Origin of the sequence: Desulfitobacterium dehalogenans ATCC 51507, assembly GCF_000243155.2 — a bacterium.
In the GTDB taxonomy this organism is placed as follows: Bacteria; Bacillota; Desulfitobacteriia; order Desulfitobacteriales; family Desulfitobacteriaceae; genus Desulfitobacterium; species Desulfitobacterium dehalogenans.
This window is the reverse complement of the sequence record NC_018017.1, coordinates 2,966,898-2,988,984: the sequence shown is the minus strand read 5'-3', so window position 1 is coordinate 2,988,984 and position 22,087 is coordinate 2,966,898. Positions and strand designations below refer to the sequence as shown.

Annotated in this window: 27 protein-coding genes; 26 read left to right on the top strand and 1 reads right to left on the bottom strand. The window is 46.7% G+C overall.

The genetic code is table 11. The features are described from left to right. Window positions 1-36: 36 nt before the first annotated feature. The 15 genes from DESDE_RS14500 to DESDE_RS14430 all read left to right on the top strand — a co-directional run bounded on the left by DESDE_RS14500 (window position 37) and on the right by DESDE_RS14430 (window position 12,503). Window positions 37-288, top strand: a complete 252-nt coding sequence (locus tag DESDE_RS14500; RefSeq protein WP_014794770.1) for an IreB family regulatory phosphoprotein — start codon at window positions 37-39, stop codon at window positions 286-288. Window positions 289-345: 57 nt separating this feature from the next. Beyond that, window positions 346-1,308: an aldo/keto reductase gene (locus DESDE_RS14495; protein ID WP_019850923.1), complete on the top strand. Its 963-nt coding sequence runs from the start codon at window positions 346-348 to the stop codon at window positions 1,306-1,308. Window positions 1,309-1,323: 15 nt separating this feature from the next. Continuing rightward, window positions 1,324-1,752, top strand: coding sequence for a Holliday junction resolvase RuvX (ruvX, locus tag DESDE_RS14490; protein WP_014794768.1), 429 nt, complete (start codon window positions 1,324-1,326; stop codon window positions 1,750-1,752). 86 nt (window positions 1,753-1,838) lie between these two features. Continuing rightward, entirely contained in the window at window positions 1,839-2,144 is a 306-nt protein-coding gene (locus DESDE_RS14485) for a DUF1292 domain-containing protein (RefSeq protein WP_014794767.1), read from the top strand. 143 nt (window positions 2,145-2,287) lie between these two features. Next, window positions 2,288-3,595, top strand: a complete 1,308-nt coding sequence (locus DESDE_RS14480) for a VanW family protein (protein ID WP_014794766.1) — start codon at window positions 2,288-2,290, stop codon at window positions 3,593-3,595. A gap of 92 nt (window positions 3,596-3,687) precedes the next feature. Beyond that, window positions 3,688-4,713: an endolytic transglycosylase MltG gene (gene mltG / locus DESDE_RS14475; RefSeq protein WP_014794765.1), complete on the top strand. Its 1,026-nt coding sequence runs from the start codon at window positions 3,688-3,690 to the stop codon at window positions 4,711-4,713. Window positions 4,714-4,760: 47 nt separating this feature from the next. Next, window positions 4,761-6,053 carry a peptidase U32 family protein gene (locus DESDE_RS14470; RefSeq protein WP_041917279.1) on the top strand — a complete coding sequence of 431 codons (1,293 nt, stop codon included), beginning with the start codon at window positions 4,761-4,763 and terminating at the stop codon, window positions 6,051-6,053. A gap of 84 nt (window positions 6,054-6,137) precedes the next feature. After that, window positions 6,138-6,371 carry a DUF4911 domain-containing protein gene (locus DESDE_RS14465; RefSeq protein ID WP_014794763.1) on the top strand — a complete coding sequence of 78 codons (234 nt, stop codon included), beginning with the start codon at window positions 6,138-6,140 and terminating at the stop codon, window positions 6,369-6,371. 169 nt (window positions 6,372-6,540) lie between these two features. Beyond that, entirely contained in the window at window positions 6,541-7,290 is a 750-nt protein-coding gene (gene sigK / locus DESDE_RS14460) for an RNA polymerase sporulation sigma factor SigK (protein WP_014794762.1), read from the top strand. Between the two features lie 176 nt (window positions 7,291-7,466). After that, window positions 7,467-8,648 (top strand): thiolase family protein, encoded by a 1,182-nt coding sequence (locus tag DESDE_RS14455; RefSeq protein ID WP_014794761.1) that lies wholly within the window; start codon window positions 7,467-7,469, stop codon window positions 8,646-8,648. A gap of 12 nt (window positions 8,649-8,660) precedes the next feature. Then, window positions 8,661-9,743, top strand: a complete 1,083-nt coding sequence (gene buk, locus DESDE_RS14450; protein ID WP_014794760.1) for a butyrate kinase — start codon at window positions 8,661-8,663, stop codon at window positions 9,741-9,743. Window positions 9,744-9,754: 11 nt separating this feature from the next. Continuing rightward, window positions 9,755-10,672: a phosphate butyryltransferase gene (locus DESDE_RS14445; RefSeq protein ID WP_014794759.1), complete on the top strand. Its 918-nt coding sequence runs from the start codon at window positions 9,755-9,757 to the stop codon at window positions 10,670-10,672. Window positions 10,673-10,903: 231 nt separating this feature from the next. Beyond that, window positions 10,904-11,386 (top strand): Lrp/AsnC family transcriptional regulator, encoded by a 483-nt coding sequence (locus tag DESDE_RS14440; RefSeq protein ID WP_014794758.1) that lies wholly within the window; start codon window positions 10,904-10,906, stop codon window positions 11,384-11,386. A gap of 20 nt (window positions 11,387-11,406) precedes the next feature. Further along, a complete protein-coding gene (locus tag DESDE_RS14435) occupies window positions 11,407-12,171 on the top strand; it encodes an AzlC family ABC transporter permease (protein ID WP_014794757.1) in 765 nt (254 codons plus the stop codon). After that, entirely contained in the window at window positions 12,168-12,503 is a 336-nt protein-coding gene (locus tag DESDE_RS14430) for a branched-chain amino acid transporter permease (protein ID WP_014794756.1), read from the top strand. Before DESDE_RS14435 ends, DESDE_RS14430 begins: the two co-directional genes overlap by 4 nt. Window positions 12,504-12,530: 27 nt before the next feature. Here the strand turns inward: DESDE_RS14430 and DESDE_RS14425 are convergent, their stop codons facing one another. Next, window positions 12,531-13,433 (bottom strand): phosphatidylserine decarboxylase, encoded by a 903-nt coding sequence (locus DESDE_RS14425; protein WP_014794755.1) that lies wholly within the window; start codon window positions 13,431-13,433, stop codon window positions 12,531-12,533. Between the two features lie 176 nt (window positions 13,434-13,609). Here DESDE_RS14425 and DESDE_RS14420 point away from each other — a divergent pair, with 176 nt between their 5' ends. The 11 genes from DESDE_RS14420 to DESDE_RS14370 all read left to right on the top strand — a co-directional run bounded on the left by DESDE_RS14420 (window position 13,610) and on the right by DESDE_RS14370 (window position 22,049). Beyond that, on the top strand, window positions 13,610-14,140 hold the full coding sequence (locus tag DESDE_RS14420) for a YqeG family HAD IIIA-type phosphatase (RefSeq protein WP_014794754.1): 531 nt from the start codon (window positions 13,610-13,612) through the stop codon (window positions 14,138-14,140). A 79-nt stretch (window positions 14,141-14,219) separates the two neighbouring features. Continuing rightward, on the top strand, window positions 14,220-15,044 hold the full coding sequence (aroE, locus tag DESDE_RS14415) for a shikimate dehydrogenase (protein WP_014794753.1): 825 nt from the start codon (window positions 14,220-14,222) through the stop codon (window positions 15,042-15,044). Between the two features lie 18 nt (window positions 15,045-15,062). Beyond that, the gene (locus DESDE_RS14410) at window positions 15,063-15,539 is read left to right on the top strand and encodes a prepilin-type N-terminal cleavage/methylation domain-containing protein (protein WP_014794752.1); all 477 of its coding nucleotides are present in this window, start codon (window positions 15,063-15,065) and stop codon (window positions 15,537-15,539) included. A gap of 11 nt (window positions 15,540-15,550) precedes the next feature. Next, on the top strand, window positions 15,551-16,699 hold the full coding sequence (gene aroC / locus DESDE_RS14405; RefSeq protein ID WP_014794751.1) for a chorismate synthase: 1,149 nt from the start codon (window positions 15,551-15,553) through the stop codon (window positions 16,697-16,699). Between the two features lies 1 nt (window position 16,700). Then, window positions 16,701-17,318 (top strand): shikimate kinase, encoded by a 618-nt coding sequence (locus tag DESDE_RS14400; RefSeq protein WP_014794750.1) that lies wholly within the window; start codon window positions 16,701-16,703, stop codon window positions 17,316-17,318. Next, on the top strand, window positions 17,299-18,381 hold the full coding sequence (gene aroB / locus DESDE_RS14395; protein WP_174270175.1) for a 3-dehydroquinate synthase: 1,083 nt from the start codon (window positions 17,299-17,301) through the stop codon (window positions 18,379-18,381). Before DESDE_RS14400 ends, aroB begins: the two co-directional genes overlap by 20 nt. 193 nt (window positions 18,382-18,574) lie before the next feature. Beyond that, complete coding sequence (locus DESDE_RS14390) at window positions 18,575-18,991, top strand: type II secretion system protein GspG (protein ID WP_014794748.1); 417 nt, start codon at window positions 18,575-18,577, stop codon at window positions 18,989-18,991. Beyond that, entirely contained in the window at window positions 18,988-19,371 is a 384-nt protein-coding gene (locus tag DESDE_RS14385) for a hypothetical protein (protein ID WP_014794747.1), read from the top strand. The genes DESDE_RS14390 and DESDE_RS14385 overlap by 4 nt, the downstream gene beginning before the upstream one ends. Window positions 19,372-19,406: 35 nt before the next feature. Continuing rightward, a complete protein-coding gene (locus DESDE_RS14380; RefSeq protein ID WP_014794746.1) occupies window positions 19,407-19,922 on the top strand; it encodes a PulJ/GspJ family protein in 516 nt (171 codons plus the stop codon). Continuing rightward, complete coding sequence (locus DESDE_RS14375; RefSeq protein ID WP_014794745.1) at window positions 19,883-20,293, top strand: hypothetical protein; 411 nt, start codon at window positions 19,883-19,885, stop codon at window positions 20,291-20,293. The genes DESDE_RS14380 and DESDE_RS14375 overlap by 40 nt, the downstream gene beginning before the upstream one ends. Beyond that, entirely contained in the window at window positions 20,286-22,049 is a 1,764-nt protein-coding gene (locus DESDE_RS14370) for a GspE/PulE family protein (protein WP_014794744.1), read from the top strand. The genes DESDE_RS14375 and DESDE_RS14370 overlap by 8 nt, the downstream gene beginning before the upstream one ends. Window positions 22,050-22,087: the final 38 nt, after the last annotated feature.

Sequence of the window (22,087 nt, the reverse complement as noted above, 5' to 3'; positions counted from 1 at the left end):
ATATTCACCTAACTGGTAAGCAAAGGGGGAACGCTAATGGATCGTTTAGAACACACTATGATGTTTAAATCTCAGGGGGGCGATATTTCACCCCAGGAAATTTTGCAGCAAGTGTATGTGGCACTGGAAGAGAAAGGATATGACCCGATTAATCAGTTGGTAGGATATTTAATGTCCGGTGATCCGGTCTATATCACAAGCCACAATCAAGCGCGCTCCCTCATACGGAAGCTGGAACGGTATGAACTTCTGGAAGAGCTTGTTCGTTCGTATCTGCAAAAGAAGTAGTTCTTAGGAAACCCTCACTTCAAGGTGAGGGTTTCTGTGCGAGGAAGTGAAGCAACTATGAAACAAGTCTCTCTGGGTTGGCATGGCCCTATGGTATCTGAAGTATGTTTTGGCAGCTTAGCCATTTCTCCTCTGCAAGGGCGTGTATCCTTTGCGGAGGGAGTGAGGGTTCTTCGCTATGCTTTAGAGCAAGGAATTGATTGGATCGATACGGCAGAAATATACGCTAATTATTCCCAGATCGCCCAAGCCCTTCAGTATCACCCGGAAGTCAGGATGGTGAGCAAGTCTTACTCGGTGACAGCTGAAGAAATGTCCGAAAGCATTGAAAGAGCAAGAAAGGAACTCAATCGGGATGTCATCGACTTTTTCCTCCTCCATGAGCAGGAAAGTGCCCTTACCCTGAAAGGACATCAGGGGGCCTGGGAGGAATTGATGAAAGCCAAAGCTGATGGAAGGGTGAAGTACATCGGTATCTCTACCCATGCTGTGGATGCGGTGAAGGCCGGTGCCCTCCTTCCAGGTATCGATGTGATTCACCCCATAGTCAACCGTCAAGGGTTAGGTATCATCGACGGTATCTTAGAGGAAATGCTGGAGGCCATCCGGTTTGCCTCTGAGCTGGGAATCGGAATCTATGCTATGAAAATTTTTGGCGGGGGGCATTTGGCGACCCATCCTGAGGAAGCCCTGGACTTTATCACTGACATTCCTTGGATCCAGGCCATGGCCTTAGGTATGTCCAGTGTAGAAGAAATAGATTTTAATCTTAACTATCTGGCAGGCCAGGAGATATCTGAAGAATTAAGACGATCCGTCACCTATAGGGAACGTAAGCTCTATATAGCGGATTGGTGTCAGGGCTGTGGCCGCTGTTGTGAAGCCTGCCCACAAAGCGCCTTATCCCTGGAGGAAGTTGTAGAAGGTGGGATGGTGCAGGCTACAGTGGAAGCCGGTCAATGTGTCCTTTGTGGGTACTGCGGAAGGGTATGCCCTCATTTTTGTCTAAAAATTGTCTAAGTCAGGGGTGAGCCAATGAGAGTTATGGGTCTGGACTTTGGTGAACGGACCATCGGAGTGGCGGTAAGTGATGCTATGCTCCTTACAGCCCAAGGGATAAAGACTATCCGAAGGTCGAAAAAGGAGCTTGAAGAGCTTAAAACGATCCTTCAGGACTATGAGGTGGACCACATTGTCCTGGGTTATCCGAAAAACATGAACGGTACTCTGGGACCTCGTGCCCAAGCCACTGAGGAATTTGCCCAAATTCTCAAAGAGGAATTCGGGTTGCCGGTCACCCTCTGGGATGAACGCTTAAGCACCATGGGGGCACAACGGTCTTTGCTGGAAGCAGATGTGTCACGAGCAAAGCGCAAGCAAGTGATCGACAAAATGGCAGCTGTTTTTATTTTGCAGGGATACCTGGATTATATAAGGCTAAAAAATGGGCAGAATAAAGGATAAGTGAAAAATCTGAAATATTCAGATGTATTTGACATTCTTCCCCTCGGGGAGTACAATGACTATATCTTTAATAAGAGGTGAATCAAATGACCGAACATAAGCATGGTCCTCATTGCGACCACGAGCATGACGTTGAAGAGTTTGACACAATCATTCTGACCGATGATGAAGGAAACGATCATGAATTTCTCCATCTCGATACGTTGGAAGTTGAAGGGTCTACATATTTTGTTTTAATGCCTATCAGTGCCGAGGAAGATGAAGAAGCTGATGAAGCCATCATCCTCAAACTTGGCAAAGATGCTGAAGGCAACGAAATGCTCCTCGACATCGAAGATGATGAAGAGTGGGAAAAAGTCGCAGATGCTTGGGAAAGCATGGAAGAAGAATAAACATAAGTTTTTGAAAGCAGTCGGGTTCGAGTTATCGAATCGACTGCTTTTTTATTTTTTTACTCAATATTTTTTGATCAAATTGCAGACCCTATAGAAAGGTAAAATAAATGATAAACTTTCTATGCTAAGGGGGAAAAACGATGAGCCTAAAGTGGAAGTGCTGTTCCTATCTTTTCTTACTGGCGTTGCTGGCCTTTACAGGCTGCACGACGAATGAAGCACGCCTGTTAAATCTTACCCCGGAAGCCGTTTCCACTGACCAAAACCAGTTTCCCCCAGGGTCACGTCTGGACGACTTGGCACTAGGGGGAATAACACCCCAGGAAGCCAAGGAGAAGATTCAGAGTTGGTCCAAGGACAAACTGGAAGAAAATCTATTCTTAGTGTACAATGAGACGGAGATTCAGTTTACTCCGGAAGAGCTTGGTATTACGCTTGATTTCGAAAGAACTTGGGAGAACCTCTCAGAGAACACCGGCAAACAGACTCACAGTGTTTTAGCCATTAATGATTTAATGGCTAATCAGGTTCTACAAGAGAAGCTTGCTGAATTTAGCCGCTCCGCTGTGGATGCCACCTTCAAAGTTGAGAACGATCAATTTAAGATTACCCCGGCCACTTCAGGGGAGGCCGTAAATGTGGACGCTTTTTTGGCTGAGGTTAAGAAAGCTTCGTTAGGTGATTTGCCCAGGAGAATCCCCATAACAAGTGTAGAGATTCCCGCTACGGTCACTACCGAGTCCTTAAAAGCGTTAGCTTTTGATGGTGTCATCGGTGAATATACCACCAAATACAATGCCGGTGATAAAAACCGTACCGCTAATCTCATAGCAGCCGCGCAGAAAATGGATAAAGTTCTTTTAAAACCCGGGGAAAGCTTTTCCTTTAATGGAACCATTGGACCGCGGACAGCGGAGACAGGTTTTAAAGACGCCTATATCGTCATCAATAATGAGTATGTCAAAGGAATCGGGGGAGGAATCTGTCAAGTATCCTCTACCTTATACAACGCTGCGCTGCTGGCGAATCTATCAATAGTGGAAAGACACCCTCATGCGGTTGTGGTTGCCTATATTCCTCTTGGCCAGGATGCTACGGTCAATTATCCCACCCTTGACTTGAAATTGCGCAATGATAGTTCATCCTATATCTATTTCCGTACCAAAGTAGAAGCGGGAAACCTCACCATTAAGATATACGGTAAAAAAACAGGAGCAAAGGTTCGCTTTGAGAAGGAGATCGAGAAGGAATTGAGTTATCATACTATACGTAAAATAGATCCTGACTTGCTTCCCGGTGCGGTGATTCAAGAACAAAGCGGAAGCAAGGGATATATCGTAAAGACCTGGAAGATTGTCACCGATGCTCAAGGTAAAGAGACGAAACAGCTCTTAAGCCGTGATAGTTATGCGCCCACCAATAGAATTCTTAAGATTGGTGCCGACTAAGGCAGATTAATAGGAGATTACACCGAGGGTCGGTATAGCCTTTAAGGGTGCAACTAATATGTAGTAGAGGAAGAGAAAGAGAGAGTGTGAAGATGGGAAGACGCTGGTTAAAAGGGTTATTCAGTACTTTATTCATTATAGTAATTCTTGCAGGGGTGGGAATTGCAGCCTGGTGGAATTGGGCTATACAACCCTACGCTGAGGAAGGAAGCAATGCAGCAGAAGTGCAGTTCATGATCGTCCCGGGAATGAATGCTTCCCAGGTAGCCCAGGAGCTGGAGCAAAAGCAGCTTATACGCAATGCTTTGGCTTTTCGCTTTTTGGCCAGTCAGCAAAATGTAGATTCCAAGCTTCTCGCCGGAGAATACCAGCTTTCTGCCCAAATGGCTCCTCAGGAAATGATCGATAAAATTCTTAAGGGACCTGCCGTGCATACTGAAAAAATAACTATCCCCGAAGGATATACCACGGCTCAGATTATTGATCTCTTTGTGAAGAACGGGCTGGGAACAAAAGATGACTATCAGAGGGTCATTGAAAGCGAGTCCTTTGGCTATTCTTTTCTTGCAGATATCCCTTCAGGGCCGCAGCGATTGGATGGGTTTCTTTTTCCTGATACCTATTTCTTTGATCCGGAGGCCAACCCCAAGGAAAATATCAATCGAATGCTTCAACGCTTTGAGCAGGAAGTAACCCCGGAAGTGATGACTAAATTAGCGGAAATGAATCTTACTCTGCGGGAGTGGGTGAATCTTGCTTCCATTGTGGAAAAGGAAGCAGGTAAGGATACGGACCGTCCGATTATTGCTGGAATCTTCCTCAATCGTCTTAAGATCGATATGGCCCTCCAGTCCTGCGCCACTATTCAATATGTATTGGGAACTCAAAAGTACATTCTCTCTCTGGAGGATATCCAGGTGGAGTCCCCCTATAATACCTATAAATACCCAGGATTACCCCCCAGTCCCATCTCCAGTCCAGGGCATGCTTCTCTGGATGCGGTGCTCAACAGCACAGCGTCGGACTATCTTTATTTCTTAGCTACCCCAAGCGGAGAAACGATTTATGCGAAAACTCATCAGGAACATTTACAGAATCAGGCTAAGTATATGAAATAGAAAATAAGAATGATTTTGTGTTTAGAGAGAGGTTGAAGATAACCGTTATGATAGATCAAAACAGACTGAAGAAACCCGAACTCCTTGCACCGGCAGGAGATTATGAAAAATTGAAATTCGCCATCGCCTATGGAGCCGATGCGGTCTATATGGGCGGGCCTGCCTTTGGGCTTCGAGCTTATGCAGGAAATTTTACCATGGAGCAAATGGGGGAAGCTATTCGCTATACCCACGATGCCGGCCATAAGCTCTATGTGACGGTGAATATCTTTGCGCATGAGCAGGATTTTGAGGATTTGGCTGAGTATTTAAAGCAATTGGAATCATTAGGAGTCGATGGAGCCATTGTCTCAGACCCCGGCATTATCGCCCTGGCACAAGAAACAGCTCCCCGCCTTCCGCTGCACCTCAGTACTCAGATGAATAGCACCAATTCTTACAGCATGAACTTTTGGCTGAAGCAGGGAATTGAGCGGGTTGTTCTGGCCCGGGAGTTGACCATTGAAGAGATTCAAGCTGTAGGGGAGAAGGTCCCCGGGGAACTGGAAATGTTCATTCATGGAGCTATGTGCATGTCCTACTCCGGAAGATGTCTTCTGTCCAATTATCTCACCGGAAGAGATGCCAACCGAGGAGAATGTACCCAGCCTTGCCGTTGGGGATACGGTCTCGTGGAAGAAAAACGGCCCGGTCAGGTATTTCCCGTGGAGGAAGATGAGCGGGGAACCTATATATTTAACTCCCATGATCTTTGTCTGCTGCCGTATTTGCCCATGCTTAAGCCTTTAGGAATCGAAAGCTATAAGATCGAAGGCCGCATGAAGAGCATTCATTATGTATCCAGCACGGTGAAGGTTTATCGGGAGGCCATTGATACCCTTTGGGAACAGGGGGAAGAGGAGTTTGAAGCTAAACTCCCCGGCTGGCTGGAAGAGATGGATAAGGTCAGTCATCGTGATTACTCTCCGGGATTCCTCTTTGGCAAGCCTGGAGCAGAATCTCACAATATTGAGAGTTCTAATTATATCCGGGATTATGAGTTTGTAGCCTTTGGCTTAGCTTCAGATAATCGGGAACATCCCCAAATTCCGACCTCAGTCAAAGATGAATTCAGTCAGGGGTATTGGGTAGAGCAGCGTTATCATTTCAAAAAAGGGGAGATGATCGAGGTCTTCTCACCCAAGGAAGAGCCCTGGTCCTTTGAAGTCAGAGGAATCTATACGGTGGAAGGGGAAGAAGTAGATGTTGCCCGACATGCCAAGGAGATCCTCAAGCTGGAGCTGCCCAGACCGTTACCGCCTTTTGCTATCTTGAGAAGGGCGAAGAAGGATAAGAAATAGGTCCACGCTTCTGCCTTGCTGAGGGTAGGGAAGTATCTAATAAATTTTTTAAGTGGGTTATAAGGTTTGGAAAGGAAATTATAAATGAATAGAGAAATACCTTATGCTGATTCTGACGTGCTTATCAAGGCTCAGGTCCCCAGATCAGAAATCCAGATGTTGGTGAAATATGTGGAAGGTCTCGGGCATTTAGGAGTGGTCACCACTACGGATCGTCAGGCCGGGGAAGTGCTGATCCAGGCGACTCAATATACCTGGCCGGATCTAAAAAAGGCTCTGGAGGCTATGCCATTTGAGATTGTCTTCAAAAATGAATAGAAAGTAAAACGAGAATGCTGAGCGATCGGATTAAAATGACCCAAAGGGTCATTTTTTGTTATATAAACTTGATATCATAAAAATGGGTTTGAATTAAAAAGGCCAGGCAGAAATTGGACTCCTTTTGCATAGGTATTAAAACGTAGGCGTGAAAGGAGTGGCTTAAACCATGTTGACAGAAATCCTTGTTGTCAGTGTTGCTTTAACTGTCTTGAAGGGGGTAACCCTTCTTGTCTCCTATATCAATAATAATGCTTTTCCTCATCCTCTTAATGAGCAGGATGAAACACACTACCTTAAAGTTCTCAGAGCCAGCAAAAGTCCGGAAGCTACTCTCAAAGATCTTACCAAGGCCGAGTATGCCCGGAATAAGTTGGTAGAGCATAATTTGCGGTTAGTGGCCCATTTAGTCAAGAAGTTTGATGGGACGGGGGAAGACAGTGACGATTTGATTTCTATCGGTACGATTGGCCTGATTAAAGGAATTGACACCTTTGATCCTGGGAAAGGGACGAAGCTCGCCACCTATGCGGCCCGCTGCATTGAAAATGAGATTCTCATGCACCTTAGATCCCTCAAGAAATCCCGCGGTGAAGTCTCTATCTATGATCCCATCGGTGTGGATAAAGAGGGGAACGAAATCTCGCTTATGGATGTTCTGGCGTCGGAAGGGGAGGCAATATCGGATCGGATCGAAAATGAATTTGAGCAGCGAATTCTTCTGGATAAAGTTAAAAATTTGACTCGTCGGGAGCGGCATGTTTTGCAGCTTCGCTATGGCTTAATGAACAGCCCTAGAAGAACTCAACGAGAGATAGCTAAAGCTTTGGGCATCTCCCGGTCCTATGTCTCTCGCATTGAGAAGAAAGCCATTCAGAAGTTGATGGAGCAGATGGAGGACCATGATCCGAAAAAATAAAAGAACCCGTACGTACCCGCTAGTTCTGCTTTAGTGAATGGCGGGTTCTTGATTTTTTTGGAGGAGTTTAAACCAAAAAGAAAAAAGGAAAAAAGACAAAGTGGTAGAATATTAGGAATATTCGTATAAACAAACGCCTTTAAAGGCGAAAAAGGGATTAGAGGAGGGGTTTATCCATGCATGAGGTTGTCATTGTCAGCGGTATGAGAACACCGATCGGAGATTTTAATGGAATGTTAAAGGATTTCAGGGCTGTGGATTTGGGAATTGTGGCTCTCAAAGGGGCACTGGAAAAGGCAAAGCTAGAGCCATCTCAGATCGAAGAGGTAATCGCAGGTCAGGTTTATCAAGCCGGCTGCAAAGGGAATACAGCCCGCCAGGTAGCCATGGGGGTCGGTTGCCCGGTGGAAACAGTGGCGGCAACGATCAATCAGCAATGTCCCTCCTCCATGCGGGCAATGGAGATGGTCAGCCAGGAAATTATGCTGGGCAAGATCCATATGGGGGCGGCAGTGGGGATTGAGAGCATGACCAATGTCCCTTACCTCCTCTTAAAAGCTCGGGGAGGTTATCGGATGGGTTCCGATACCCTTTATGACGGCCTATTATACGATGCCTTAATCGACGCATTCTACGACTATCACGTGGGGGTTACCGCTGAGAATCTGGCGGATCTTTATAGTATTTCCCGGGAAGAGCAGGATGAATTTGCCGTGGAAAGTCACCGGCGGGCTTGCCAGGCCATACAGGAGGGGAAGTTCAAAGAAGAGATCGTTCCTGTGGAGCTTGTGACGAAAAAAGAAACCAAAATTTTCACAGAGGATGAGCATCCGCGTTCTGATGCTACCCTGGATGGTTTAACTAAGCTAAGGCCGGCCTTTAAAAAGGAGGGAACGGTTACAGCGGGGAATGCCTCCAGTCTTAGTGACGGAGGGGCGGCCCTGATCTTAATGTCCAGGGAGAAGGCTGAAGAGTTGGGACTGAAACCCCTGGCCCGGATTGTGGCAACAGCTTCCGCCTCTGTAGATCCCAAGTTCATGGGAATCGGCGTGGTGCCCGCGGTGAAGCGCGCTTTACAGTATGCAGGGATGAGTATTGGCGATATTGATCTCTGGGAAATCAATGAAGCCTTTGCAGCCCAGGTCTTAGCCTGCAACCGCGAACTTAAGCTGGATCTGAACAAACTTAATGTCAACGGGTCGGGGGTTTCTCTCGGACATCCAGTGGGGATGACCGGTGCCCGGCTTATCTTGACCTTAATCCAAGAAATGAAGCGGAGAAAGAACCAATTCGGCTGTGCTTCACTTTGTGCCGGGGGAGGGCCGGCTATGGCTGTAATTATCGAGGCATTGGCTTAAGGAGGCATTGGCTTGGGTGACAGAATATTACGGATCTTAGCCGTCAATCCTGGTTCCACCTCCACTAAAATTGGCTTATATGAAAATGAACGGTGCATTCTGGAGAAGAGTATCCGTTATAATCGCTCCAATCTGGAAGGGTTCGCCGGCATTTTAGAGCAAAAGGCAATGCGTAAGACCTTTGTCATGGATTCCCTTGAAGAAGCGGGTATACCTTTAAATTCCCTGAATGCAGTGGTGGGCCGTTGTGGAATGGTCAAGTCTGTAGAATCAGGAACCTACTTAATTAACGATAAGCTTCTTCATGATTTAAGCCATGGGGAAGCGCTGCAGCATGCTTCAAGTCTAGGGGGAATTATTGCTTATGAACTTGGTCGGAGTTTGTCCATACCGGCTTATGTAGTGGACCCTGTTACGGTGGATGAAATGATTCCCGTGGCAAGAGTTACGGGAATAAAGGATATAGCCAGAAGAAGTATCTTCCACGCCTTGAATTCCCGGTTTGTAGCCAAGCGTTTTTGTCGGGAACGGCAAAGAAAATATGAGGAATGCCACCTTATTGTCGCTCATCTTGGGGGAGGAATCACGGTGAGTGCCCATCTTAGGGGCAAAACAATCGACGTTAATGATGGTTCCGCCGGAGAAGGCCCTTTTTCCCCGGAAAGAACCGGAGGACTGCCGGTCTCAGCCATTATCAATCTCTGCTTTTCCGGTTTATATACAAAGGAGCAGCTTCTGGCCTTGGTCATGTCCAACGGTGGCATGCAAATGCTCTTAGGAACCAATGATCTCCGGGAAGTGGAAAGAAGGATCGACGATGGAGATGATGAGGCCCTATTGGTAGTGGAGGCCATGGCTTATCAAGTAGCGAAGCAAATCGGAGCTATGGCTGCTGCTCTGGAAGGAAACGTCGATGGAATCGTACTTACAGGCGGTCTGGCCTATAGTCAGCGTTTCATCCAATTAATCCGGCAGCGAGTAGAAAAAATGGGACCGGTGACTGTATACCCTGGGGAAGACGAACTTCAGGCTATGGTGGAGGGTGCCTTAGCTGTATTGACTGAGCAAGAGCAAGTTAAACACTATGGAACATAAGGAGATAGGCTATGTTTGAGCAAATTTTAAAGGAAAGCAAAAAGTCCCCCCAAAAGATTGCAGTAGCAGCCGCCCAGGACAAGGCTGTTTTGGAAGCGGTTTTTAGCGCGAAAGAGAAAGGAATTGCTCAGCCCATCCTGGTCGGGGCTGAAGGGCAGATACGCCAAATCGCTGAGGAAATGGGTGTGGATCTTGCTGATACTCCCCTTGTCCATGAACCTAATGCCATGAAGGCCGCCTTATATGCCAGCAATCTGGTCAGGGAAGGTCAAGCCGATCTATTGATGAAAGGGATGCTGCAAACCTCTGAAATCCTTAAGGCTGTCCTGGATAAGGAAAAGGGCTTGAGAGAAGGTACAACCTTAAGTCATATAGCTATTATCGAGGCTGCAGGTTTTGACCGTTTATTGTTCATTACTGATGCAGGAATGAATATTGCCCCGGATCTGAAGCAAAAGGCCGATATCATCCGCAATGCGGTGACTGTAGCTCAGGCTTTGGGAGTGCAGAGGCCTAAAGTTGCGGCCATCTCTGCATTGGAAATTGTGAATCCCAATATGCCGTCTACTCTGGACGCGGCTATTCTGACCCAGATGAATCGGCGGGGGCAGATCAAGGACTGTGTGGTGGATGGACCCTTTGCTCTGGATAATGCCTTAAGCTTGGAAAGAGCGGAACATAAAGGAATCCAGGGCAGCGAAGTCGCAGGTCGCGCCGACATCATTCTGGTGCCGAATATCGAGACGGGCAACGCTATCTATAAATCAGCCACTTGTATGGCCTCTTTCCGTTCCGCTGGCATGGTCGTGGGGGCAAAAGTACCGATTATCCTGCCCAGCCGTGCGGATAATCCTGAAGCGAAATTCCTATCGATTCTGTGCGCTTCCCGTGTGGCGGCTTATTTGGCAGAACGCAAAGGGCAAGGGTGATCATAAGGAGATAGCAAGAAAACACCAGCCGTGCTTTTCTTTAAAATCGTCGACGCTGACGATTTTGAGGAAAAGCACGGCTGCTATTATTACAGTAATGGATGCGGTGTTTTACTGAGGAAGTGCGGACGAATAATCTTTTTTGCTTGTCAGAATTCGAAGAATAATATATATTAAAATGTAAAAGAACAGAATTATATTTTGAGATGGCTCCTGAAAGGAGAATTAAAATTGGAGACTGACTTTGATATACAGGATAAAGCGATTATTCATGCTTTGCAGGAAGATTCCTCTATTTCTAACTTAGAATTATCAAAGAAAATTGGTTTATCTCCTTCCGCATGTCTGGCACGAACGAAAAACCTGAGAGAACAAAGGGTTATCAAGCAGTATACGGCATTTGTTGATGAAAAAAAGATCGGTATTGAATTAATCGCGTTTACAATGGTGAATCTTTCCCCGCTCAACCGGGAGATTGCCAATAATTTTTTAGCTACAATTAACGAAATACCCAATGTTCTCGAATGCTATACGGTTACCGGCAGCCGGGACTTTTTATTAAAGGTGGTAGCGAAGGATATCGCAACGTTCCGGGATTTTATTATCGATACGATTATGGCCATTCCAGGGGTGGATAAAGTAGAAACCAGCATTGTCATGAATACGGACAAACGCACGCTAACCATACCCTTGGACTTGGATCAGGTAAAATAGTGGAAGAGGAGTAATCCAGAATGCAGGAAAAGAGAAAAGCCCTGAAAGCCGCCTTTCCTTATACCCTACCCGTTATGGCCGGTTATCTATTTCTCGGCATGGCCTTTGGTATTCTTTTGAATAGTAAGGGATATCACTTTGGCTGGGCCATACTTATGAGCGTTTTTATCTACGCCGGCTCCATGCAATATGTGGCTATAAACTTGCTTACCATGGCTTTCAGCCCTTTAAATGCCTTTCTTATGACTCTGATGGTTAATGCCAGACATTTATTTTACGGACTTTCCCTCTTGGGAAAATTCAGCGAAGGGGGAAAGAAAAAGCCCTATCTGATGTTTGGGCTGACGGATGAAACCTTTTCCATTCTCTGTGCCGCGAACCCTCCTCAGGGAGTGGACCGAGGGTGGTTTATGTTTTTCGTCACTTTGCTTAATCAGAGTTACTGGGTTTCTGCCTGTGCATTGGGTGGAATTTTAGGCTCCATGGTGTCCTTTAATACGAAAGGAATCGACTTTGTCATGACGGCCTTGTTTGTTGTCATCTTTCTTGAACAATGGAAATCGCAAAAGCAGCATGCACCGGCTCTGATCGGAATAGGAGCGTCAGTTTTTTGCTTATGGGTGTTTGGACCGGTAAACTTCATAATTCCTTCAATGGCTTTGATTATTGCTGTTTTTTCACTGTTCAGGAGGCCTCTGGAGAATTTAGATAAGCTCAATAGGTTGGATATTCTCGATGAGGCCGACGGCACAGGAAAAGTTCTTAAGGAGGAGAACGTCGTATGATGCTCACCGCTCAACAGTCACTCATTATTATCGTCGTGATCGCTCTGGGGACCTTTCTCACCAGGTCCTTGCCCTTTCTTTTATTCCCATCCGGCAGGGAAACTCCCCCTTTTATCCTTTATCTGGGGAAGGTGATTCCCTTTGCTGCCATTGCTATGCTAATCGTTTACTGTCTAAAAAATGTATCCCTCCTGACCGCCTCATATGGGCTGCCTGAAGGGATTGCAATTGGGTTTATTGTCTTGATTCATCTCTGGAAGAATAATGTGCTTCTGAGCATCGGCGGGGGAACAGTGCTCTATATGGCCTTGGTACAATTCGTATTTGTGTAAGAGGGGGTGCCGCAGCAGCATGGCCGCCTACCCTGAAAAAGACCCGCCCCGGACACCGACTTTTTCACCAAAGAGAACATAGGTCTCATAACCTAATTTCGTTTGCTCAATAATTTCCGGGTCGATCCTAACCTTATTTTCTTCGAAAAAAAGCAGAACGGTGGAGCCGCCGAACTTAAAATAGCCTTTTTCATCTCCTCGAGCCACTTTTTGATGGGGAGGGTAAGTCTGAATGATGGAGCCTACAAAGGTAGCCCCTACTTCAATGGTAAGGATATCTCCAAAATGATCAGAATGGAAAATGCTCCATTCTCTTTTGTTTTCGCAAAAAAGCTTTTCAACCTTTTGCAAGGCAACGGGATTAACTGAATAGTAAGCTCCTTTAATACGGTGAGAGGGCTCACAGATACCGCTGTCGATAAAATGAAAGCGGTGGTAATCCGTAGGGCATAGCCTTAGAATTAAGCAAGTGCCTCTGTTGTATTTTAACGCCACCTCTGGGCTTTTAATCAGTTCTTGAAGGCTATAGGTAATACCTTTAACCTGAACCAAACGGTCTAAATTAATATGTTCATAAGCCAGTAATTTCCCATCCCCCAAAGAGATGAGGGAGTCCTTATGTGGGTCAATAGAGCGGGCTGAAGGTTTTAGCTTACGGTAAAAGAAATCATTAAATGAGGAAAATTCTTTTACGTTCTTCTCCGCAATGGATAAGTCCAAATCAAATTTATGGACAAAAGGATGGATTTTCCGCCGGCTGATTCGCTGATCCAGATACCAGCCATAAAAGCTGGAGCACATTTTTTTCTTGACTACCGCTTCCAGAAGTCTCATCCCTACAGGAGAGGTATAAGTCCAGCGAATCATTTTCTCTCCGGCCACTTTTTCTGTCTGATAGGTTTGGGTTTTTCGGTCATAATATTTAATCAAGCAATTTCAACTCCTATACAGGACATTTTATGATATTTTCTCAGGTTTCACCAGAGGTTAGTGAATGAATATATTGTAAAAGAACCTCGATATTTCTAAAGCCCTATTCCATTTAGCTTGCCCAGAGTAAAACTCTGGGATATAATAAGTAAAAAATGCCATGTGGGGAGGACACTATGTTTGATCTCTTCAAACCGACTTTTCAAGCGGATTCACTGGATAGTATACCCGTGGACGTTTTGAAGAGGGATGGTATTCGCGGGCTTATTATAGATCTTGACAACACGATGACGCCCTGGAATGACTTAGAAGTTGGACCAAAAGTTGTAGCATGGTTTGAGAAACTTAAAGCGGCAGGGATTCAGGCATGTGTCGTATCCAATAATAAGCGCAAACAACGGGTGGCCGTTGTAGCGGATCGTTTAGGAATACCTTTTGTTTTTCGGGCAACGAAACCACGTCGTAAGGCTTTTCAAGCAGGAATGAATATTTTGGGGACCGGGATTTCGGATACCGCTGTTATTGGGGATCAATTGTTTACTGATATCCTGGGAGGGAATCGTATGGGAATGTATACGATTTTGGTTCTTCCCATTAATGATAAGGAATTTATCGGTACACGGTTCTTGCGCAGAATGGAGCGGGTCTTGGTCTGGTTGATGAAGCGTTATGAAACGTCGGAGCCCCATGGTACAAAGGTACGCTAAACAAGGAATTTCATGACGAAGATGACGGAATGGGAAAACCATTCCGTTGTGCTATCCAAAAGCTTTGGGGGGTGTAAGCTTGGTAAAGCATTTTGCAGTGATTGGCTGCCCGATTGCTCATTCCCTATCTCCGGTGATGCATAATGCAGGATACAAGGCTTTAGACTTAGCCGCAGACTATCAAAAGTTTCAAGTAAGCCCTGAAGATTTGGGCGAGGCTGTACTTGGTCTTAAAGCCCTGGGGTTCAGCGGCTGGAATGTGACCGTCCCCCATAAAGAAGCCATCCTCCCTTTTCTGGATGAACTGACTGAGGAAGCCAGGCGGGCTGGAGCGGTGAACACCGTAAAAGTGCACAAGGGTCGGTTGATCGGCCATAATACCGACGGTTCAGGTTTTGTTCGTTCCCTGCAGGAACATATGGAGCTCGGTGAGGGCAAGAAAATTGTTCTCCTGGGGGCTGGAGGTGCTGCTAAGGGGATTGCCATGGCCCTGGCACCTTTCGGAGTCCAGCTTTGCATTATGAATCGCACTCCTGAGCGAGGGGCGGAACTGTTGGAAAAAATACGGGAGTGGGGCGGACAGGCACGCCAAGAGGTATGGGGAAGGGGAGAGTGGCTGACACAGGCGGATTGTGTTATCCAAACGACCAGCCTGGGATTAAAAAAGGAAGACTACCCTTTTTCACTGGAAGGGATACATCCAGGTACTTTGGTGGTGGATATCATCTTTAACCCCTGGGAAACTCCTTTTTTACAGTCGGCAAAAGTCTTGGGCTGCAAGATTGTCAACGGAATGGATATGCTTCTTTATCAGGGTGTCAATGCCTGGGAATTTTGGCTGGAAGATAAGGCCCCTGTAGATGCTATGAGGAAGGCTTTGTATCAAGCCTTGGCTCAGGTGTAGCAGAAGGAGCGAGCACGAATGAGGAGAAAGAGTCAGCCTAAGGACGGCCAATCTGACAAAGCAAGGGGTTTTACCCTCCTTGAGGTCCTTCTGGTCCTGACCCTTTTGGCAGGGGTAGGCTTTGTGCTTTTGGTGAAGCTCCCTGTGGAGGCGGAAAACCGTAATTTGTCTTTAGCCAGCACTCAACTCATTCAGGAACTGCGGGATGTAAGGGCAAGCGCCCTAGCCGAAAATACCTGGTATGAAATCCGCTTTTACCCAAGCAATAATACCTATCGCATTTTTAGAGAAGGTGTGTTGGAGAAGACTATCGCACTTCCGGAGAAAATTAGTTTCGCCAATCAACCGAATACTGTGCGCTTTTCAGCAGAGGGAGTCCCTATATTTCTAGGGGGGCCAATCCTAAGCGGCAGTATATTCTTAACCAATGGAAAAGACACCAGGTATGTCATTACAGCCTTGATTACGGGAAGAGTTCGGGAAGAAATCAGGTGAGGAGGTAAGGAATGCGTTATTTGACAGCAGGTGAATCTCACGGACTAAAGCTTGTAGGAATCCTCGAAGGGGTTCCCTCAGGGGCTAAGATAGATAAGGAAAAGATCGATCAAGCATTGCAAGAACGGCAAAAGGGTCCCGGCCGTGGGGGGAGAATGAAGATTGAGAAGGATCAGGTCACTATTCTTTCCGGAGTCCGGGGGGGGCTGACCACAGGTGCGCCGATAGCCTTAGAGATTATCAACCGGGACTGGTCCAATTGGGAAAAAATTATGGCTTGGGACGATGAAGCGGATTTGGAAAGTCGTAAAGTCATCACACCACGACCGGGCCATGCGGATTTGACGGGACATTTGAAATATCGGACAGAAGTGCGCAATGTACTGGAGCGGGCCAGTGCCCGGGAGACAGCCATGCGGGTCGCCATCGGGAATATTGCCTTGCAGATCTTGGAAGCCTTAGGGGTGGAGATGGGCGGGCAGGTCCTATCTGTCGGAAAAATCCATATGGACAGCGAGGATACCCCTGAGTATTGGGAACGGGTCCAGGCTTCCGAATGGAAGGTAGGAGATCCCAAGGGTGAAGAAGCGTTATATGCCCAATTGCAAGAGGCTCGGAACAAAGGAGAATCATTGGGGGGCATACTTCGGATCCAAGTGAAGAACCTGGTACCGGGCTTAGGCTCCTATGTCCAGTGGGATAGAAAATTGGATGGCCGGTTGGCTCAGGCTGTCTTATCTGTCCAGGCGATGAAGGGAGTATCCTTTGGCATGGGCTTTACAGCAGGCCAACGCTTTGGGTCCGAAGTCCATGATCCCATCGGTTATGACAGCGGGCGGGGGTATTACCGTTATAGCAATAATGCCGGCGGGATTGAAGGCGGAATGACCAATGGGGAACCGGTGATGATTGAAGCAGTCATGAAGCCAATCCCTACCTTATACAGTCCTTTGCCAACGGTTAATCTGGAGACGAAAGAAGTCATGGAGGCCAGTGTAGAGCGCAGTGATGTGTGTGCGGTTCCTGCCGCCCTGGTGGTTCTCAAGCATGTAGTGGCTTGGGAAATACTTCAGGCTGTCCTGGAAAAATTCCCTTCCGATACATGGGATGAGCTGTATAAGGCTTGGCAGGATTATAAACGATTTGTGAGTGAGCAATAGTATGAGCAATGACTTTTCTAATAATGAGATGAACCCCTATAAAAACAATCCCCCGGAGTTAGAACCTGAGGGACCTCCACATGCCGTACCAAAGGATAATATTGTTCTTGTGGGGTTTATGGGTACCGGCAAAAGCACCGTGGGCAGGCGCTTGGCCAAACTCCTGGAACGGGAGTTTATCGATACGGATGTGGAGATCGAAAGATTAACGGAAATGACTGTATCAGAAATTTTCCGCCGGCATGGAGAAACCCGTTTTCGTTCGGAGGAGCGGCTTTTGGTGAAACGCTTGGCTGAACATAAAGGGTATGTTATTGCTACGGGGGGAGGAACCGTGTTGAATCCTGAGAATTGGCAGGATTTAGCACGAAGCGGTGTTATTATCGGCTTATATGCGCCGCTGGATGAGATCTACAAACGGATTGGTTATCGCAACGACCGCCCTCTCTTAAGAGGAGACCGCCAAGAGGTTGAACTGCTGTGGGCAAAGAGACAGCCTATTTATGACCAAGCGGATTGGACCATCGATACCACCCATAAAGGAATTGAAGAAGTGGTAGAAGAAATTTTCAGCCTATATGAAGGAGGTTTTATGAATGATGCAAGGACAGAGGATTGATGTTGTCTCTGTGAAGCCCTATCCCGTTTTCCTGGGGGCCAGGCTGGAAGATCTGGGTGAGTATCTGACCACCCGTATCGGGGCTGGAGAGCATCTTTTAGTGATTACTCATCCTAATATTGCGGCTGACTATATGGATACCTTGAAAAAAGGATTAGGTGCATTTAGTGTAAATACCCTGATTGTACCTCAAGGTGAGGACGAAAAATCCTTGAACCGTCTCAGTGATTTAACCAGTGAAGCCATTGCTTGTGGTGCGGATCGCAAGACTGTGGTCTTGGCCTTAGGCGGAGGGGTTATTGGAGATTTAGCCGGCTTCTTTGCCAGCATGTTTATGCGGGGGATACGTTATGTTCAGATTCCCACCACTCTTCTGGCTATGGTGGATAGCAGCATCGGTGGTAAGGTCGCGGTAAATCATGCTGCAGGGAAGAACCTGCTGGGGGATTTTTACCCACCTCTGGCTGTATGGACTGATTTTAGTACATTAGAGACCTTGCCTTGGGAAGAAATGCTCAATGGCTTGGCAGAGACTATCAAGCATGCTGTCATTGCTGATGGAGAACTTCTCTCCTTTATCGAAAAACACCAGGAAGAAATCAAAGCACGGAAGCCTGAGTTGTATAAGGAATTGACTTCTCGCTCCTCAGCGGTAAAAGTCAGGCTGGTTTCTGAGGATGAGACAGAACAAGGGAAGAGGATGTTTCTTAATTACGGTCATAGCTTTGGCCATGCTCTCGAGGCTGAGATGGCCTATCAAGGGATTACGCATGGACAGGGTGTCAGCATCGGCATGGTAGCGGCTGCGCATCTGGCTCATGAACGAGGATTTATGAATAATGGGGAAGTGGAACGACTGATTAAGCTTCTCAAAGGTTTCGGTCTGCCGGTAACCATTAAGAATAAAGATTCTCAAGCATTGATCAATCTTATGGGAGCAGATAAAAAGAACTACAAAGGACAAAAAGTTCTGGTCTTACCTAAAGGGATAGGTCAAGGGATCGTGATTCGTGATGCGGATAATGAGGAAATTCTAAGAGCTTGGAATAAAGTGATTGAGTAAGAAATTTAACTTCAAACATAAAAGAAAACCACGGCTTTGCGTCGTGGTTTTTTAGTATCTCTACGGTTTAGGGTCTTTGAAGAGCCTTAAAGTCGAATAGCACTAAAATAAGTAAGAAAACCTTTGAATAAGAAAAATTCTCCCTAAATTAAAGAAAGATTGTCTAATAAGAGTTCTAAAGAAGGAATTCTTCATGGAATTGGTAGAATATTATGTTTGTATCCAAAATAGGACTAAATTACTATGGAATATAGGAGAATGGTATGATTTTATGGGGAATCAACGTAAACAGGAAGGTTTTACACTGCTTGAAGTCCTTTTGATTCTTTGTTTGATGATGGTAATTATCGGTATTGCATCACCCCGATGGAGCTCAGCTGAGAATTACACTTCTACCCAAGGAGATTTAGCCAATCGAGTGCGTATCGAAGGGGCAGTGGAGCTGTACAAATTGGATACAGGAATGTTGCCTGAAGGAATTGATGCTTTATATTCACCCCCTCCGGGAATAAAAGGCTGGCGGGGGCCTTACCTCAGACAAGATTTTGTCAAACCTACCCGTAATGGAGAAAGTTATGAACTTAATGAGCGAGGTAAAGTCATCCCATGAAAAGTTATGGTGAAAAAGGCTTTGTTCTCTTGGATGTCATCCTGGCCCTCTTTCTTTTTACCGTAGGTTTTGTGGCTTTGTATGGTTTAAGCGAGAATGCTTTGGCTGAAGCGGACCAAGCCCTTCGTCTTACGGAAGCGGCCAATCATGCTCAAAGTATCATGGAAACCTTAGGGGCGGAGTCTTGGCTCGACAACATCCATAGAGGACGCATTATTCCTGGTGGAGAAGTGGGAGGGGAAGAGGGGCTTTTCCGCTGGAAAGTTCATGCCGATTGGGATATCCCGGACGAACTTTTGAGAGTTAAGGTAGAGGTTTCCTGGCCGGAACAAGGAAATGTTCAGAGTTATGCCTTAGAAAGCCTCTATTCATTGCAATGAATCCAATAGTCCCGATTAGGCGGAGGGGCTTCGTTATGCAAAATATTCGAGGGAATCAAAAAGAGCGTTTAGACAGAATAGGACAGGATAGGGGCTTTACCTTAATAGAAGTTTTATTTGCCCTTTTAATAACCGGCATACTTTTAACTGTCGCCTTGAGGTTTTTTTACGGGGAGTGGAATACCAGCCGGACCATAAAAGATAAAATGGAGGCTCATTATGCTGTGGTCACTGCCGGAAGATGGGTGAGTGATGCCATCCGCGAAGCCGAGTCGGTTCAGTGGGCCCATCTAGGAAAATGGACTCTGACAGTAACCCCCAGCGGGGAGACCTATAGTGACCAGTATTATCTTGATGATAAAGATTATGATGGGGTTAAAGATTTGTATCGTTATCATAAAGGTGCCCATAACCCCGTAGTGGGCGGGATTGTGGATTGGAATTGCACTCAAGGAGTATCAGGGTTGTGGACGATAACCTTTCAAGGAGAAATAGGGAAGCAGAAGGTTTATTGGCAGGGAAGGATCAGAGCAAGGGACGAGGTGAATTAGGGTATATTACCCTCTTAATCCTCATTCTCGTTGCCACATTTTCGTCGTATGGTTTGGAAATGTATGTGAAGGCCCATTCGGAAAATAAGATTGCCCGGCGGGAGGTGAGCTCCCGTCAGGCAATCTACGGAGCTGAAGGCGGTATTGAATGGGCTAAGGTGATGCTGGAAAAGGATCCGACCTTTATGGGAGGAGACATCAGCATCGGGGAAGGTACAGTGAAGGTTAAGGTCATAGCCAGGGAAGGAGATTATACTATAACTTCTTTGGCTCAATACGGCCGGGCCCAACGGAAGCTTAAAGTGGAACTGGAAAAGGTGGACGGGCGTTGGCTGATTACAAAGTATCAGGAGATTCACGGGAATGAATAAGATACCCCTTTGGCTGAATCGTCGCAAGAGGGCTGGAGGCCAGGAGAGTTTTCGAGAAGAGTGGAAGCAACAGACCTCCCGTGAGGGAGGATTTGGACAATATTTAATAAGTCAACAGAAAATTGACTTCGGTCAGTTGTCCAGTGCTTTACAGGAGCAAGAAAAAACAGGCGCCCGTTTGGGAGAAATTCTTGTCCGGCATAAGGCACTCGCCTTGGAGGAATTGCTCATCGAGCTTAGCAGATATCTGGGTGTCGTTAAAGTGGATTTGACTCAGGTCGATATCGACCCTGAAGTAGCCTCCCTGCTGAGTGAGCAGGCTGCATTGCGTTATGGTGCTATTCCTGTAGGACTTAAGGATAGAATTTTGCAGGTCGCCATGTTTGACCCGGGAAACCATCGTTATGTGGAGAATATTCGGATATTAACAGGTTTTGAGGTCGAGCCCCTGCTGGCAGAGGAGGCCCAGGTGGTGACGGCCATCAAGAAATATCTCACTGTGGAGAAAAGCATTGCGGAACTCACCTTAGGACAGGATGAACTATGGGGCAAAAGGAGGGGGCGGATAGATACACTTGATTCCGAGGAGGGAAAAGATGCCCCAACGATTCAGTTGGTGGATTTTCTGCTTCGGGATGCCATTATGCTGGGAGCCAGTGATATTCATTGGGAGCCGGGTGAGGTGGTAATGCGAGTGCGTTACCGGATTGATGGGAAGTTGGAAACCAAGCGTACCTTTCCCTTGGGGGTTGTCCGAAATGTGCTGGCCCGGATTAAGATTATGTCCGGCATGGACGTGGCGGAGCGGAGGCTGCCCCAAGACGGAAGAAGCAGCTTTTTTGTCAGCGGAAAAACGATTGATCTACGAGTATCCAGCCTCCCAACGGTCTATGGGGAGAAAATCGTAATACGTATTCTGGATCAGGATACGGCACAACGTTCCTTGCAATCTTTGGGGATGAGCGGATCGGTTGAAAAGAGTATTCAACGCTTAATCAAGGAGCCCCACGGAATTATCCTCGTAGTAGGTCCTACCGGCAGCGGGAAAACCACTACCCTTTATGCTTTGCTGCAAGAGCTCATTTCTGAGCAGCTTAATTTGGTCTCCATCGAAGATCCGGTGGAATATCAGTTGCCCGGAGTTGTATCTGTTCAGGTTCAGCCAAAGATTGGTCTAACCTTTGCCCAAGGGTTGCGCTCCATATTACGACAGGATCCCGATGTAATTATGATTGGGGAAATACGAGATGAAGAGACAGCCCGCATTGCTATTGCTGCGGCCTTGACGGGCCATTTGGTTTTGTCTACCTTGCATACCAATACAGCTGCTGAAGCGTTTACCCGCCTTTTGGATATGGGTATAGAACCCTATCTGGTGGCGGCCGTTTTGAGGGGAGTTCTGTCACAACGTTTGGTTCGCCGTCTTTGTGAACATTGTAAAGAACTTTGGCGCCTGGATTCCCATGAAAAAGATGCCATGGATTTACCGGAGGGCATCCAGCAGGTATTTAGAGCAAGAGGCTGCCCTCAATGCCGGGGCACCGGTTATTCCGGACGTATCGGCATCCACGAATTACTGCTTTACCACCAGGATATCAGGGATTTGGTGTTGGAAGGTCAAGGCGCAGGGGCAATAGAAGAAAAAGCTATTGCCAATGGAATGATCCCCCTGCGCCGGGACGGGTATAGCAAAGTACAGCAGGGCTTAACAAGCCTGGAGGAAATCTGGTATTCAACCAGCGGCATAATGAGATGAGGAGAAGCCACTCAAAAAGTATACAGAGTGCGGGGAAT

Bases quoted from the DNA above. Each gene is read 5' to 3' on its own strand.
- DESDE_RS14410 (WP_014794752.1), top strand. From the start codon at position 15,063: ATGAGGAGAAAGAGTCAGCCTAAGGACGGCCAATCTGACAAAGCAAGG.
- DESDE_RS14430 (WP_014794756.1), top strand. From the start codon at position 12,168: ATGATGCTCACCGCTCAACAGTCACTCATTATTATCGTCGTGATCGCT.
- mltG (WP_014794765.1), top strand. From the start codon at position 3,688: ATGGGAAGACGCTGGTTAAAAGGGTTATTCAGTACTTTATTCATTATA.
- aroC (WP_014794751.1), top strand. From the start codon at position 15,551: ATGCGTTATTTGACAGCAGGTGAATCTCACGGACTAAAGCTTGTAGGA.
- DESDE_RS14400 (WP_014794750.1), top strand. From the start codon at position 16,701: ATGAGCAATGACTTTTCTAATAATGAGATGAACCCCTATAAAAACAAT.
- DESDE_RS14500 (WP_014794770.1), top strand. From the start codon at position 37: ATGGATCGTTTAGAACACACTATGATGTTTAAATCTCAGGGGGGCGAT.
- DESDE_RS14420 (WP_014794754.1), top strand. From the start codon at position 13,610: ATGTTTGATCTCTTCAAACCGACTTTTCAAGCGGATTCACTGGATAGT.
- DESDE_RS14480 (WP_014794766.1), top strand. From the start codon at position 2,288: ATGAGCCTAAAGTGGAAGTGCTGTTCCTATCTTTTCTTACTGGCGTTG.
- DESDE_RS14435 (WP_014794757.1), top strand. From the start codon at position 11,407: ATGCAGGAAAAGAGAAAAGCCCTGAAAGCCGCCTTTCCTTATACCCTA.
- DESDE_RS14470 (WP_041917279.1), top strand. From the start codon at position 4,761: ATGATAGATCAAAACAGACTGAAGAAACCCGAACTCCTTGCACCGGCA.
- aroB (WP_174270175.1), top strand. From the start codon at position 17,299: ATGCAAGGACAGAGGATTGATGTTGTCTCTGTGAAGCCCTATCCCGTT.
- DESDE_RS14380 (WP_014794746.1), top strand. From the start codon at position 19,407: ATGCAAAATATTCGAGGGAATCAAAAAGAGCGTTTAGACAGAATAGGA.
- DESDE_RS14485 (WP_014794767.1), top strand. From the start codon at position 1,839: ATGACCGAACATAAGCATGGTCCTCATTGCGACCACGAGCATGACGTT.
- ruvX (WP_014794768.1), top strand. From the start codon at position 1,324: ATGAGAGTTATGGGTCTGGACTTTGGTGAACGGACCATCGGAGTGGCG.
- DESDE_RS14465 (WP_014794763.1), top strand. From the start codon at position 6,138: ATGAATAGAGAAATACCTTATGCTGATTCTGACGTGCTTATCAAGGCT.
- DESDE_RS14455 (WP_014794761.1), top strand. From the start codon at position 7,467: ATGCATGAGGTTGTCATTGTCAGCGGTATGAGAACACCGATCGGAGAT.
- DESDE_RS14385 (WP_014794747.1), top strand. From the start codon at position 18,988: ATGAAAAGTTATGGTGAAAAAGGCTTTGTTCTCTTGGATGTCATCCTG.
- DESDE_RS14445 (WP_014794759.1), top strand. From the start codon at position 9,755: ATGTTTGAGCAAATTTTAAAGGAAAGCAAAAAGTCCCCCCAAAAGATT.
- DESDE_RS14390 (WP_014794748.1), top strand. From the start codon at position 18,575: ATGGAATTGGTAGAATATTATGTTTGTATCCAAAATAGGACTAAATTA.
- sigK (WP_014794762.1), top strand. From the start codon at position 6,541: ATGTTGACAGAAATCCTTGTTGTCAGTGTTGCTTTAACTGTCTTGAAG.
- DESDE_RS14495 (WP_019850923.1), top strand. From the start codon at position 346: ATGAAACAAGTCTCTCTGGGTTGGCATGGCCCTATGGTATCTGAAGTA.
- DESDE_RS14370 (WP_014794744.1), top strand. From the start codon at position 20,286: ATGAATAAGATACCCCTTTGGCTGAATCGTCGCAAGAGGGCTGGAGGC.